A 13,459-nucleotide genomic window follows, 5' to 3' on the forward strand; every position below is an offset into this window, starting at 1 on the left:
GGTGGGAGAACTCCCTTATGCGGTGCGGCGCTTGGACAGGGTGAAGCTGAAGACCAGGGCGAGGATGAGGACCGCGCCCTCGACGACGTCCTGGGTGTAGTAGGGCAGGCCCTTGATGGTCAGGCCGGTGGTGATGATGCCGATGAGCACCGCGCCGAGGGCCGTGCCCCAGACGTTGGGTCGGCCCCGGCCGAGCACCGAGGTGCCGACGAGCGCGACGGCCACCGCCTCCAGCAGCTGCGAGGTGCCGGCGGAGACGTCGCCCTGGCCGATGCGGGACGCCAGGATGAGTCCGCCGATGGAGGCGAGGACGCCGGAGAGGACGTAGGCGAGCGCCCGGTACGCGCCGACGCGGATGCCGGCCAGGCGGGAGGCCTCGGGGTTGGCGCCGATCGCGTAGAGCACCCGGCCCCAGCGGGTGCGGGCGAGGAAGACCCAGGCGGCGAGGGTCAGGCCGCCGAAGATGATGACCGAGACGGGGATGCCGAGGACCGTGCCGCGGTCGATGCGCAGGAACCCGGCGGTGAACCTGCCGGGGGCGGTGGTGCCGTCGTCCAGGGTCATGCCGGGGGTGATGGACTGGCCGTCGACCAGGATGAGCTTGCCGCCCTGGATCACGAACATGGTGCCGAGGGTGGCGAGCATGTCGGGGATCTTCAGTACGACGATCAGCAGCGCGTTGAGCAGGCCCGCGAGGGCGCCGGCCGCGAGGACCGCGACGATGGCGACCGTGCCGACCTGGTTCTGCACGACCATCGTCTGGGCGGCGACCGAGACGCCGAGGCCCGCGACCGCGCCGACGGACATGTCCATCCCGCCGACGGCCATGGTGAGGGTGACGCCGAGGCCGAGGATCGCGGCGACGGAGACGTAGCGGAGGGTGTCGAGGAGGGTCGCCGACTCGCGGAAGGAGCCCTCGCTCAGCGCGAAGTACAGGAACAGCGCGACGGTGACGAAGATGAAGCCGTACTTGATGACGGCGTTCTGGACCCGTACGGCGGTGCTGGTGGCGGGCGGGAGCGCCGCCTTCGTGGGGACTTCCGTGCTCTGGGTGGTGGTCATGGCGTAGTTCCTCAGGGAGCCGGGGTCACACGGACGCCGAGATGGTCTGGATCACGCGGTCGCGTTCCGCGTCCTCGCCGTACGCGTCGAGGTGGATCTCGCCGGCGGCGAGCACGACGACCCGGTCGGCGATCTCGAGGACCTCGTCGACGTCGGCGGACAGGACGAGCACGGCGGCGCCCTCGGCGGCGAGGGTCCGGGCGCGGCGGCCGATGTCCCGGCGGGCACCGATGTCCACGCCTCGGAACGGCTCGTCCAGGATGAGGACACGGGGGGTCTCGGCGAGCCAGCGGCCGACGACGACCTTCTGCTGGTTGCCGCCGGACAGTTCCTCCACGGTGCTGTGCTCGTCGCGGGCGACGACACCGAGGGCCTCGATGGTGTCGCGGCCGAGGGTGTCCTCCTTGGCGCGCTGGACCAGTCCGGCCTTCGAGAGGGACCTCAGGAACGGCAGCGAGATGTTCTGGGCCAGCGACCAGCCCGGGACGAGGGCGTCGGCGTGCCGGTCCTCGGGGACCAGGTGCACTCCGGCCCGGATCGCTTCGGAGGGCCGCCTGGGCGCGTACGGCTCGCCGTCCAGCGCGGTGGAACCGGTCGTGAAGGGCTCGGCGCCGAACAGACCGCGGGCCAGCTCGGTCTTGCCGGCACCCAACAGGCCCACGACGCCGGTGACTTCGCCGGTGCGCAGGTCGAGGTCGAGGGGCTTTCGGCCCTCGAAGAGCTGGACGCCGCGCAGGGAGAGGACGACGTCGCCCTCCGCGCCTTCCCGGACGGGTCGTGCCGTGGTCGCCTCCTGGGCCTGCGCCAGCATCGCGCGCAGGGCGCTGTCCCAGTCGAAGGGCTTGGCCTGGTCCTCGGTGAGCCGGCCGTCCCGCAGGACGACCAGGCGGTCGGCGAGCGCGTCGATCTCACCGAGGCGGTGGGAGACGTAGAGGACCGCGATGCCGTCGTCGCGCATCCGCTCCACGAGCGCGAAGAGGCGTTCGGCCTCGGCGGCGGACAGCGCCGAGGTGGGTTCGTCGAGGATCAGCAGCCGGGGCCGGGTGGCCAGTGCGCGGGCGAGGATCAGCAACTGGCGGTCGGAGATGCCGAGTTCGGTGACATCCTTCCTGAGTACGGCGTCGCTCCAGCCGAGTTCGAGGCCCGCCTGGATCTCGCGGGCCCGCGCCAGCAGGCGGCGTCCGTTCAGGAACGGGTTGCCCCGTGCCTGCGCCAGCTCCTCGAAGACCAGGTTCTCCGCGACCGAGAGCCCCGGCACGATGCCCTCGCCGATGCGCTGGTGCACCGTCTGGATGCCCAACTGGCGGGCGGCGAGCGGGGACTGGAGGGCCGCGGGCTCCCCGGCGACCCGCACCTGGCCCCCGTGGTCGGTGTGCACGCCGGACAGGATCTTGATCAGCGTGGACTTGCCGGCGCCGTTCGCCCCGAGCAGCGCGACCACGCTGCCCGGAGCGATGTCGAGCGAGACGGAGGCGAGCACGGTCTTGCCGCCGAACGCCATGCTGACGTCGGTCAGGGCGACCGCGGGAACCTCAGTGGGCGACATTCGAGATCCAGTCCGCGGTGGAGACCTGGGACAGGTTCAGTGCGGGAAGGGCCGCCCGCAGCTGGTCCATGTTCTCGATCTTCTTCGCGCGCAGGAAGTCCTGGGTGATGGCGACGGCCGGGAACTCCACGGAGGACTTGTTCAGCTGACCGGCCAGTTCCAGCGCGGTGGTGCGGACGACGGCCGCGCCGACCGCGGAGGGGTCGGTGCCGGCCGTGGCCACCCAGGGGCTGTCGGCGGCGGTCATCTGCTGGATGTCGGCGTTGGAGACGTCCGCGCCGAAGACCTTCACCTTGCCCTGGAGCTTCTTGTTCTGCACGGCGAGGACCGTGCCCTTGGCGAGCTCGTCGTAGGGCGCGAAGATGCCGGTCACGTCGGAGTGCTGGGTGAGCGCGGCGGAGACCAGGGGAACATTGTCGGTGGCCGTGGAGTCGGTGACCTTGCCGACCTTGAACTGCTGCTTCCAGGCCTGCGCGGCGACCTCCTTCGCCCACACGGTGTTCCGCTTGTCGAGGGCGGCGTAGCCGGCGACGTTGACGTAGCCGACCTTGGCGTTCTTGCCGAGGTCCTTGGACATCACGTCGAGGACGGCCTGGGCCATGCTGGCGTCGTCCTGCTCGGTGCTCACCACGCCCTTGGTGGGGGTCTCCACGTCGTAGACGACGACCTTGATGCCCTTCTTCACGGCCTGGTCGATCTCCGGCTGGATGGTCGCAGGGAAGCCGTGGTCGATGATGATCGCCTTGGCGCCGGAGTTGATCGCGGAGGACAGATCGGTGGCCTGCTTGGCGTTGTCGGCCTGGGCGTCGTACACCGTCAGGTCGATGCCGAGGGCCTTGGCCTGGGCCTTGGCGCCGTTGCCCCACTGCTCGAAGTAGTCGCCGGCGCCGCTCTGCCGGACCAGGGCCACCTTGACCGGGCCCGCGCTGAAGGGGGCGGGCTTCTTGCCGGTGGCGGCCGAGGCGGAGGCGACGGTGTCGCCGGTGTTCTTCGACGCGTCCGTGGACTGCGAGCAGCCGGCGAGCGCGAGGGCGGACACGGACGCGAGGGAGAGCGCGGCAAGGGGCAGACGGGTGCGGGACATGAGGTGCTCCAGGGGCGAGAGGGAGAAGACAAGAGGGGTGTGCGTCCCGGAGCGGGCAGGGGAAGTGCGCCACCGAAGCAGGAGGGTGGCGGGGCGCGAGGGGGCTCCGGAAGAGGTCAGCGACAGCTGGCGGTGGTCGTCCGAAGCAGGTCCACGTACAGCCGCCGCACGAGCAGCAGCGTCTTCATACGCAGATCATGGGAACGTTTTCAGCCAGGCGTCAAATGTTTTGGAACCGCTTTCTCAGCAGGTGAGACAACGACTACGTCACACCAGGTGCAGGTCATGACCCCGGTTACCATCACAAGACCGGCACCCGACCCGGCACAGTGAGGCCCCGATGACGACAGCTGGCACGAAAGCGATGTGCATGCCTGACGTGCGCCGCTGTTGCCGCGCGCTGTGTCACGGCTGACCCGCCGCCGCCGTCCCTCTTCCTCCCCTGCCCGTCCGGTGCTTGTCTCGGTATCCGGACTTCCCTTCCAGAATCCTGGAGTTGTTCCCATGACGCTGCTGACCACCTGGTCCGAGTCCGGCCCCGAGACCCTGGTCCGCCGCACCTCGGACCCGGCCGAGATCGCCGAGGCGCTGAAGCCCCTGGGGGTGCGCTACGAGCAGTGGCCGGTCCGCGAGGACGTCCCCTTCGACGCCGACAGCGAGACCGTGTTCGCCGCCTACGGCCCCGAGATCGACAAGCTGAACGCCGAGGAGGGCTTCACGACGGTCGACGTCCTCGGTCTGCACCCCAGCGACGACCCGGAGTTCCCCGCGAAGGCCAAGGCGGCGCGCGAGAAGTTCCTCCAGGAGCACACGCACGACGACGATGACGAGGTGCGCTTCTTCGTCTCCGGCTCCGGCATCTTCTACCTGCACGTGAACGGCGAGGTGCACGCGGTCTTCTGCGAGAAGGGCGACCTGCTGGGCGTGCCGCGCGGCACCACCCACTGGTTCGACATGGGCACCAGGCCGTCGTTCACGGCGATCCGCTTCTTCCACGAGGAGGACGGCTGGATCGGCAACTTCACCGGTTCCACCATCGCCTCCCGCTTCCCGGACTACGACACCATCGCGGCCGGGTACCACGCGTGAGCCAGCACTACGAGGTCGACGCCGTGGTGCTCGACATCGAGGGCACCACGAGCGCCACCGGGTTCGTCGTCGACGTGCTCTATCCCTACTCCCGCGCCCGCTTCGCCGAGTTGCTCACCGAGCGGGCCGACGAGCCCGAGGTGGCGCGGGCGGTGGCCCAGGTGCGCGAGGAGATCGGCGAACCGGACGCCGACGCCGGGCGCGTCGAGAAGGCGCTGAACTCCTGGCTCGACGACGACGTCAAGGCGACCCCGCTGAAGACCCTCCAGGGCATCGTCTGGTCCGAGGGCTTCGCCCGCGGCGAGCTCGTCTCGCACTTCTACGACGACGTCGTACCGCGGCTGCGCGCCTGGCACTCCGCGGGCGTACGGCTGTACGTGTACTCCTCCGGGTCGGTGGCGGCGCAGCGGGCGTGGTTCACCAACAGCCCGGAGGGCGACCTGACGTCACTGGTCTCCGGGCTCTACGACACCGAGAACGCCGGGCCCAAGCAGGAGGCGGAGTCGTACCGCCGGATCGCCGCCGCGACCGGCGTCGCGCCGGACCGTCTGCTGTTCCTGTCCGACCGGCCCGGCGAACTGGACGCGGCCCGTGCGGCGGGCTGGCACACGGTCGGCGTACGGCGGCCCGGGGAACCGTACTTCGAGCAAGGCGTCGGCGACCACGCCGCGGCGGGGACGTTCGACGAGATCACCGTTTCAAGGAGCACCACGTGACCGCCGACATCAGCGCACTCGACCTGGAAGAGGCAGGGGCGGTCCTCGCCGCCGAGTCCGCCCGCTTCGCCTCCTTCGGCTGGATGCGCGGCACCTCCGGCAACCTGTCCGTGGTGCTCTCGCGTGACCCGCTGCGGCTCGCGGTCACCGCCAGCGGCCACGACAAGGGTGAACTGACGCCCGCGGACGTCGTGTTGGTGGACGGACAGGGGGCGGCCGTACATGGCGGCAAGCCGTCCGCCGAGGCCGAGCTGCACGCGCGCGTGGCCGCGCTCACCGGGGCCGGTGCCGTGGTCCATGTGCACACCGTCGCCTCGGTGGCCATGGGCAGGCGGGAGCCGGGCGGGATCGTCTTCAGCGACCTGGAGATGCTCAAGGGAGTCGGTCAGCCCGCGCACGAGGTCGAGGTGACCCTGCCGGTCATCGCCAACAGCCAGGACATGAAGGTGCTGGGCGACCGGCTGGAGGAGGCGCGCGATCCCCGGATGCCGGCGGTGGTCGTGGCCGGGCACGGGCTGTACGTGTGGGGCGCCGATCCGCGCCAGGCCCGGCATCACACCGAAGTGGTGGAGTGGCTGCTGGAGTTGGAGCTGACGGGCCGCTGAAACCGGGAGCTGACACCATTGGAGGGGATCCTCGGCCGGGGGATCCCCTCTGCTGTGTGCGTCTACTGCTTCAGCCGGTCGCCCGGCAGTTCACCGGCCGAGATCTCCAGCACGCCCCGCTCGGTCACCAGCCCCGTGATCAGCCGGCCCGGTGTCACGTCGAAGGCCGGGTTGTGGCCGCGTGACTCCGCCGGCGCCGTCCGGACGCCCGCCCACTCCAGCACCTCTTCCTCGGCGCGGAGTTCGATGTGGATGTCGTCGCCTGTCTTGGTGGCGAGGTCGACCGTGGTGGTCGGTGCCGCCACCAGGAAGGGGATGCCCGCGTCGGCGCAGGCGAGGGCCACGCCCACGGTGCCCACCTTGTTCGCCGTGTCGCCGTTCGCCGCGATGCGGTCGGCCCCGACGATCGCCGCGTCGACCTCGCCGCGCAGGATCGTTCCGGCGGCGGCCCCGTCGACCTGGACGTGGTGCGGGATGCCCTCCTGGACCAACTCCCAGGCGGTGAGCCGGGATCCCTGGAGCAGGGGGCGCGTCTCGTCGGCGTAGACGACCTCCAGGCGGCCGCGCGCGTGGAGTTCGCGGACGACGCCGAGGGCCGTGCCCCAGCCCGCGGTGGCCAGCGCTCCCGTGTTGCAGTGCGTGAGGATCCGCAACGGCCGGTCCCCGCCGACCCGTTCGAGCAGCCAGTCGGCACCGAACGCGCCCATCGCGCGGTTCGCGGCGACGTCCTCGCGCTGGACGGCGGCGGCCTCCTCCAGCACCGCGTCCAGGCCCTCCTCGAAGCGGGTCATGACCCGGTCCACGCAGACCATGAGGTTGACCGCGGTGGGCCGGGCCTCGCGGACCCGGGCGACGGCCGCCCGCACCTCGGCCTCGGACCACCCCTTGCGCTGCCCCTCGATGAGGGCGAGGGCGACGCCGTAGCCGCCGGCCGCGCCGATCGCGGGTGCGCCCCGGACCACGAGGCGCTGGATCGCGTCGACCAGGGCGTCCACATCATGGACACTTCTCAGCTCGGTGCGCTGCGGCAGCAGCGTCTGGTCTATGAGCGCGAGGCCGGATCCGGTCCATTCGACGGCGCGCAGTTCCTGGGGCATTTCGGGATACTCCTGATGTTCCGGTGGCTCTCGCCACCGTACATGACCTGGGCGAACCACAGTTCGAGCCAATCGAGCACTCGCCCGGAAACGGGTCTCGCGACCGAGCGCCCTGTCCACAGAGTGAGACGAAGGGGGAAGCCCGGCATCGGCGGACTCCGCATGACCCCTGGTCGACTCCGGCGTACGCGACGCACTCGGCATACTGTGCTGAGACATCGGACGTCTCAGCACAGTGCGGGGCGAGAAGGGGGCCTGTCATGGCTGTCACCGACGAGGCGATCGAGAAGATCAAGGACATGATCGTCTCCGGCGCGCTGCGCCCCGGCGACCGGCTCCCCAAGGAGAGCGAGCTCGCCGCCGACCTGGGGCTGTCCCGCAACTCGCTGCGCGAGGCGGTCCGGGCGCTGTCGCTCATCCGGATCCTGGACGTCCGGCAGGGCGACGGCACCTATGTGACCAGCCTGGATCCGCAACTCCTGCTGGAGGCCCTGAGCTTCGTCGTGGACTTCCACCGCGACGACACGGTCCTGGAGTTCCTGGCCGTACGGCGCATCCTGGAGCCGGCCGCCACGGCGATGGCCGCCTCCCGGATCAGCGAGCAGCAACTGGACGCGCTGGGCGCCCAGTTGGACAAGCTCGGCGACAGCCCGTCCGTGGAGGAGCTGGTCGCCGCCGACCTGGACTTCCACCGCGGGATCGTGCAGAGCTCCGGCAACTCCGTGCTCTGTTCGCTCATGGACGGGCTGTCCGGGCCCACCACCCGGGCCCGGATCTGGCGCGGACTGACCCAGGAGGACGCGGTCAGCCGCACCCTGCACGAGCACCGGGCGATCCTCGCGGCCCTGCGCGACCGGGACACCGAGGCGGCCCGCTCCTGGGCGACCGTGCACATCGCGAGCGTGGAGCAGTGGTTGCGCTCTTCTCTGTGACGAGCCGGCAGGAGGCCGCCCTGCGAGAAGTCCGCGGGAAGCCGCCGCGTGAGAAGTCCGCGGGAAGCCGCCCTGTGAGAAGCCTGTGTGAAGCCGCCGATCAGCACCGGAACGGGGGGTGTTCCGGGGTGGCGGACGGGGCAGTGATCCGTTCACTCCCCCGTGCAAGGGGGCTGCGGTCGCCCCCGCCCGACGCCGTAAGGTTGGTGCGTTAAGCGAGGGCACGTCGGAAGGAGGCGCTGGGTGATCGAGCTCGAGGGGGTTCCCGAGCTGATCGACCCGGTCATGGTGGCCGCGTTCGAGGGCTGGAACGACGCCGGCGACGCCGCCTCCACCGCGGTCGCGCATCTGGACAGGGAGTGGAAGGGCGAGGTGTTCGCGGCGCTCGACGCCGAGGACTACTACGACTTCCAGGTGAACCGCCCCACGGTGTGGCTGGACGGCGGAGTGCGCAAGATCACGTGGCCGACGACAAGGTTGTCGGTGGTCCGCGTCGGCGGTGAGAAGCCGCGCGATCTCGTACTGGTCCGAGGTATCGAACCGTCGATGCGGTGGCGGTCGTTCTGCAACGAGTTGCTGGGCTTCGCCCACGAACTGGGCGTGGAGCTGGTGGTGATCCTGGGCGCGCTGCTCGGCGACACCCCGCACACCCGTCCGGTGCCGATCAGCGGGACCACGTCCGATCCGGACCTGGCCCAGCGGATGGACCTGGAGGAGACCAAGTACGAGGGCCCCACGGGCATCGTCGGGATCCTGCAGGAGGCCTGCACCCACGCGGGCGTGCCCGCGGTGTCGCTGTGGGCCGCCGTACCCCACTACGTGTCGCAGCCGCCGAACCCGAAGGCGACGCTGGCCCTCCTGAACCGTCTGGAGGACCTGATCGACGTACGGATCCCGCTGGGCGAGCTGGCCGAGGACGCGCGCGCCTGGCAGGTGGGCGTCGACCAGCTGGCCGCCGAGGACAGCGAGGTCGCGGAGTACGTCCAGACGCTGGAGGAGGCCCGGGACACCGCGGAGCTGCCGGAGGCCTCGGGCGAGGCGATCGCCCGGGAGTTCGAGCGGTATCTGCGGCGCCGGGACGGCGGCCAGCCGGGTCAGCCGGGCGGGCACGCGACGGCGGACGGCAGTGACAGCACCGCCTATCTGCGGGACAGCCCCGGCGCCGGCCGTGCCAGGCCGCCCAAGGCGCCGAAGCCGGAGACAGGCGCGGAGCCGGAGGCGGACCGGGACACCGACGCGGGGACGGGGCCGGGGACCGGCCCGGACGACGGGGACTCGCCGTCGGAGGAGTGAGCCGGCCGGTCCGAGCCGAGCCGGTCAAGGGCGGTGCGCGGAATGCCGCGCACCGCCCTTGGCCGTGTCAGACCTGGTCCACCGCCACCACGTCGTACTCGGTGGTCGGCGTCGGCTCCGTGTCGAAGCGCGCGTTGGGCAGATAGAGACGGCTGCCCCAGGCGGCGACCGTGGTCGGGATGCGGAAGCGCGGGTCGGTGATGCGGGTGACGACGGTGCCCCGGGTGCCGGAGTCGTTCAGCCGGAACACGTCGATCGCGTTCTGCTGCTGCTGGACGGCGTAGAGGATCCGGCCGAGCAGCAACAGGCCGTCGCCGTTGGGGAGTTTCGCCCCGCCCAGGTCGACCGCGCGGGCGGCGCCGGTGCGCGGGTCGACCCGCATGAGGCCGCCGCCGTTCGCGAAGGCGTTCACCACCAGCAGCGCGCGGCCGTCGGGCGTGCGCTCGATGCCGTTGGCGGTGAAGTCGGGCCCCTGCTGCCAGTCGCCCGTCAGCGGTACGGTCTCCACCGCTCCCTTGGCCAGCCGGTAGAGCACCGGCTTGAAGGAGTCGGTGAACCAGGCGGCACCCGGGGTGAGGACCACGTCGTTCACGAAGGTGCCGCCTGTGGCGTGCACCTGCTCGGTCGCGCCGGTGCGGGCGTCGGCGACCCGGATCTCGGCGCTGTCGCCGCCGGCGAGGAAGAGCGTGCCGTGCCGGTCGATCTTGAGACCGACGGTCGGGCGGCCGGAGCCCTTCACGACGACCGAGCCGCGGCCGGTGGCCAGGCTCGCCCGGTAGACGTCGCCGTCGGCCAGGGAGCCGAAGTACGCGTACGGGTGGGAGCCGATGGTGATGCCCTCGGGCTGGAAGCCGTCGGGGAGCAGGAATCGGGCGGGCCACGGGGCGTGCCGGGTGCCGGCCGCCTGCGCGGTGCCGGAAGCCTGCGCGGCGCCGGAGGTCTGCCCGGCGTCGGCCGCCCGCGCGGTGCCGCCGAGCAGGGCCGCTCCGGTCAGGGCGGCGGTCGAGGTCAGGAGTGTGCGACGTGCGAAGGAACGTTCTGCGTGTGCCACGTGCGTCCTTCCGCAAGGAGGCCGGCGGGGCCGGCCGAACGGTCAAGCGACGCTCCTACCCCATCACATGACGGCCGCCTCCACAGTGATCCCGCGTTTCTTGCCGGCCCGGTGACGGACGAAGGGGCGCTCCCCGGCGGGAGGGCCCCTTCGGTGGTGCTTCGGTGGTGCTGCCTACAGGGCCACGCCCAGGAGCGCGTCCACCGCACGTGTCACCACACCCGGCGCGCCCGCGTCGGTGCCGCCCTGCTCCTGCTGCACGGCGGCCCAGCGGTCGACGGCGAGAAGCGCGGCGGGGGCGTCCAGGTCGTTGGAGAGGGCCTCGCGGATCTCCTCGACGAGCGCCTCGGCGGACGGTCCGTCGGGCCGGGAGACGGCGGCACGCCAGCGCCCGAGCCGGTCCAGGGCGTCCTGGAGGACCTGGTCGGTCCACTCCCAGTCGGCGCGGTAGTGGTGGGCGAGCAGCGCCAGGCGGATGGCGGCGGGGTCGACGCCCTCGCGCCGCAGCTGCGACACGAAGACCAGGTTGCCCTTGGACTTGGACATCTTCTCGCCGTCCAGGGCGACCATGCCGGCGTGGACGTACGCCTTGGCCATGGGGAACTCGCCGGTGAGCACCTGGGCGTGGGAGGCGCCCATCTCGTGGTGCGGGAAGGCGAGGTCGGAGCCGCCGCCCTGGACGTCGAAGGTCATGCCGAGGTGGTCGAGGGCGATGGCGACGCACTCGATGTGCCAGCCGGGGCGTCCGCGGCCCAGGGAGCCGCCGTCCCAGCTGGGCTCGCCGTCACGGGCGGCCATCCACAGCATCGGGTCGAGGGGGTTCTTCTTGCCCGGCCGGTCCGGGTCGCCGCCGCGCTCGGCGGACAGCAGGCGCATCGCGGCCGCGTCGAGGTTCGAGACCTTGCCGAAGTTAGGGTCGGACTCGACGGAGAAGTAGGTGTCCCCTTCGAGTTCGTAGGCGGCACCGGCATCCCGCAGGCGCTCGACGAGCGGCACGATCCCGGGTATCGCCTCGACCGCGCCGATGTAGTGCCGCGGGGGCAGCATGCGCAGGGCGGTCATGTCCTCGCGGAAGAGGGCCGTCTCCTTCTCGGCGAGGGCGGCCCAGTCGACGCTGTCCCGCTCGGCCCGCTCCAGGAGCGGGTCGTCGATGTCGGTGACGTTCTGGACGTAGTGAACCTGCCGCTTGGTGTCGAGCCACACGCGCTGCACGAGGTCGAACGCGTTGTAGGTCGCCGCGTGCCCCATGTGGGTGGCGTCGTACGGCGTGATGCCGCAGACGTAGAGACGGGCGACGGGACCGGGGTCAAGGGAGACCAAGCCACCGGTCGCGGTGTCGTGGATCCTCAGGTCGCGGCCCTGACCAGGCAGGGCGGGGACCTCGGAAGCGGGCCAGGCATGCATGTCATGAGCCTAACCGGACGGATGTTCCGTATACGAACCGGACCGGGCCGGATGGCCGGTAAGGCCTTCTTGCGCGATACGGCCCGGTGTGCAGTGTGCCGCTAGACGGGCGGCCAGGGAATGGCGGGCCACTCTCCGCTCGGCTCGGGGTGCTTGCCGGTCTCCAGCAGCGCGTCGACACGCGCGCGCGTGGCGTCCAGTTCGGCGGGGGTGATCAGGACGGCCAGCCGGGCGGCGAGCTGTCCCGCGAGGGCGTCCTTGAGGCCCTTCAGCACCTCGACCGCCTCCCCCGTCAGGGGCTCCCCCGCCCAGCCCCACAGCAGGGTGCGCAACTTGTTCTCGGCGTTGAAGGTCACGCCGTGGTCGATGCCGTAGAGGCGGCCGCCCTCCGCGGGCAGCAGATGGCCGCCCTTGCGGTCGGCGTTGTTGATCACCGCGTCGAGGACGGCCAGCCTGCGCAGCCGCTCGTCGTCGGCGTGCACCAGCAGCGCGGTCCGCCCCTCGCCGACCTCGGCGAATCCGATGGCCTTCCAGCCCGGCTCGGGCTCCTCGGCGTCGACGAGGGCGAGCAGCTCGCTGCCCGGGGCGCCCTCGATCCACAGCTGGCACATGCCCTCGCCGTAGGGCCCGTCACGCAGCACCGTGGGCGGGACGAGCCCCCAGCCGGTCGCCTCGGACACCTCGTACGCGGCGACCTCGCGCTGGGCGAGGGTGCCGTCGGGGAAGTCCCACAGGGGGCGCTCGCCGCGCACCGGCTTGTAGACGCAGAGGACCTCCTGGCCGTCGTACGCGACGGAGCACTGGAGCACCGCGTTGGAGGCGTCCCGGATCTGCCCGCGTACCGTCAGCTCACCGCGGGTGAGCACCTCTGCCGTGGTCACGCTCCGCGGCGGTATCCGTTCTGGCGCGGACATACGTGTCCTTCCGGGTCGAGCGGGAGACTGCACAGCGGGCACGGCGGCCGCCCGGCGTTGACGACCTCCAGGGCGCGCTTGGCGAAGGCTCTGGCCTGCGCGCCGGTGAGCCGGACCCGCAGCATCGGGGGTCCGTTCTCCTCGTCCTGGAGGAGCCGCTCCTCGGCCTCGGCGAGGTCCTCCTCGGAGTCGGCCTCCAGCTCGACGAGGGCCTGCGCCTCGACGATCATGCGCTGTTCCTCGCCGTCCCAGGCCAGCGCCATGGTGCCGACCCGGAACTCCTCCTCGACGGGGGTGTCGAGGGGTGCGGTGTCGGCGACGTCGGTGGGCGGCACGGCCGGCACGGGGGCGCTGCCGCCGCTGCGGCGCACGACCTCGTCGAGGAGTTCGTCCATCCGCTCGGCGAGGGCGGCGACCTGTGTCTTCTCCAGGGCCACGCTGGTCACTCGGGGGCCGGCCGTGGCCTGGAGGAAGAACGTACGGCGCCCGGGCAGTCCGACCGTGCCGGCCACGAAGCGGTCCGGCGGGTCAAAGAGGAACACCTGACGGGACACGTCCTGTCTCCATGGGATTCGTGAGTACGGGAACGACGGGAACGGTGGAAACGCTGGGATCGTCCATGCGTGAACGCGCGTGTGTGAACCGCTTCACCCTACTGCGCCCGGC

13 protein-coding genes are annotated in these 13,459 nt (G+C 71.4%); 5 read left to right on the forward strand and 8 right to left on the reverse strand.

What is annotated here, in order from left to right; all coding sequences use genetic code 11:
* Nucleotides 1-15 precede the first annotated feature (15 nt).
* The 3 genes from AQJ54_RS27260 to AQJ54_RS27270 are packed head-to-tail and all read right to left on the reverse strand — an operon-like array spanning nucleotide 16 to nucleotide 3,692.
* Nucleotides 16-1,062: an ABC transporter permease gene (locus AQJ54_RS27260; protein WP_062028578.1), complete on the reverse strand. Its 1,047-nt coding sequence runs from the start codon at nucleotides 1,060-1,062 to the stop codon at nucleotides 16-18.
* Between the two features lie 25 nt (nucleotides 1,063-1,087).
* Nucleotides 1,088-2,608 (reverse strand): sugar ABC transporter ATP-binding protein, encoded by a 1,521-nt coding sequence (locus AQJ54_RS27265; protein WP_062241685.1) that lies wholly within the window; start codon nucleotides 2,606-2,608, stop codon nucleotides 1,088-1,090.
* On the reverse strand, nucleotides 2,595-3,692 hold the full coding sequence (locus AQJ54_RS27270; protein WP_062028582.1) for a substrate-binding domain-containing protein: 1,098 nt from the start codon (nucleotides 3,690-3,692) through the stop codon (nucleotides 2,595-2,597). Before AQJ54_RS27270 ends, AQJ54_RS27265 begins: the two co-directional genes overlap by 14 nt.
* 504 nt (nucleotides 3,693-4,196) lie before the next feature.
* Between AQJ54_RS27270 and AQJ54_RS27275 the strand changes: the two genes are divergently transcribed.
* Genes AQJ54_RS27275 through mtnB form a run of 3 tightly spaced genes read left to right on the forward strand, consistent with a single transcriptional unit; the run spans nucleotide 4,197 to nucleotide 6,102 of the window.
* Nucleotides 4,197-4,781, forward strand: a complete 585-nt coding sequence (locus AQJ54_RS27275; RefSeq protein ID WP_062241687.1) for a 1,2-dihydroxy-3-keto-5-methylthiopentene dioxygenase — start codon at nucleotides 4,197-4,199, stop codon at nucleotides 4,779-4,781.
* Nucleotides 4,778-5,497 (forward strand): acireductone synthase, encoded by a 720-nt coding sequence (gene mtnC / locus AQJ54_RS27280; RefSeq protein ID WP_062241688.1) that lies wholly within the window; start codon nucleotides 4,778-4,780, stop codon nucleotides 5,495-5,497. The genes AQJ54_RS27275 and mtnC overlap by 4 nt, the downstream gene beginning before the upstream one ends.
* Nucleotides 5,494-6,102, forward strand: a complete 609-nt coding sequence (gene mtnB / locus AQJ54_RS27285; RefSeq protein ID WP_062241690.1) for a methylthioribulose 1-phosphate dehydratase — start codon at nucleotides 5,494-5,496, stop codon at nucleotides 6,100-6,102. Before mtnC ends, mtnB begins: the two co-directional genes overlap by 4 nt.
* A gap of 62 nt (nucleotides 6,103-6,164) precedes the next feature.
* On the opposite strand, the gene mtnA is transcribed toward mtnB, so the two are convergent.
* Entirely contained in the window at nucleotides 6,165-7,199 is a 1,035-nt protein-coding gene (gene mtnA / locus AQJ54_RS27290) for an S-methyl-5-thioribose-1-phosphate isomerase (RefSeq protein WP_062241691.1), read from the reverse strand.
* A 260-nt stretch (nucleotides 7,200-7,459) separates the two neighbouring features.
* On the opposite strand from mtnA, the gene AQJ54_RS27295 reads away from it, so the two are divergent.
* Nucleotides 7,460-8,131 carry a FadR/GntR family transcriptional regulator gene (locus AQJ54_RS27295; protein WP_062028592.1) on the forward strand — a complete coding sequence of 224 codons (672 nt, stop codon included), beginning with the start codon at nucleotides 7,460-7,462 and terminating at the stop codon, nucleotides 8,129-8,131.
* Between the two features lie 243 nt (nucleotides 8,132-8,374).
* The gene (locus tag AQJ54_RS27300; RefSeq protein WP_062241694.1) at nucleotides 8,375-9,424 is read left to right on the forward strand and encodes a PAC2 family protein; all 1,050 of its coding nucleotides are present in this window, start codon (nucleotides 8,375-8,377) and stop codon (nucleotides 9,422-9,424) included.
* Nucleotides 9,425-9,491: 67 nt separating this feature from the next.
* Here the strand turns inward: AQJ54_RS27300 and AQJ54_RS27305 are convergent, their stop codons facing one another.
* From AQJ54_RS27305 to AQJ54_RS27320, 4 genes are all read right to left on the reverse strand, one after another.
* Complete coding sequence (locus AQJ54_RS27305) at nucleotides 9,492-10,475, reverse strand: SMP-30/gluconolactonase/LRE family protein (protein ID WP_062241696.1); 984 nt, start codon at nucleotides 10,473-10,475, stop codon at nucleotides 9,492-9,494.
* Nucleotides 10,476-10,649: 174 nt separating this feature from the next.
* A complete protein-coding gene (mshC, locus tag AQJ54_RS27310; RefSeq protein WP_030324297.1) occupies nucleotides 10,650-11,879 on the reverse strand; it encodes a cysteine--1-D-myo-inosityl 2-amino-2-deoxy-alpha-D-glucopyranoside ligase in 1,230 nt (409 codons plus the stop codon).
* A 101-nt stretch (nucleotides 11,880-11,980) separates the two neighbouring features.
* A complete protein-coding gene (locus tag AQJ54_RS27315; RefSeq protein ID WP_211278592.1) occupies nucleotides 11,981-12,793 on the reverse strand; it encodes an SCO1664 family protein in 813 nt (270 codons plus the stop codon).
* Entirely contained in the window at nucleotides 12,757-13,347 is a 591-nt protein-coding gene (locus AQJ54_RS27320) for a DUF3090 domain-containing protein (RefSeq protein WP_020139287.1), read from the reverse strand. The genes AQJ54_RS27315 and AQJ54_RS27320 overlap by 37 nt, the downstream gene beginning before the upstream one ends.
* Nucleotides 13,348-13,459: the final 112 nt, after the last annotated feature.

The sequence above is a fragment of the Streptomyces griseorubiginosus genome (genome assembly GCF_001514195.1).
Classification (GTDB): Bacteria; Actinomycetota; Actinomycetes; order Streptomycetales; family Streptomycetaceae; genus Streptomyces; species Streptomyces griseorubiginosus.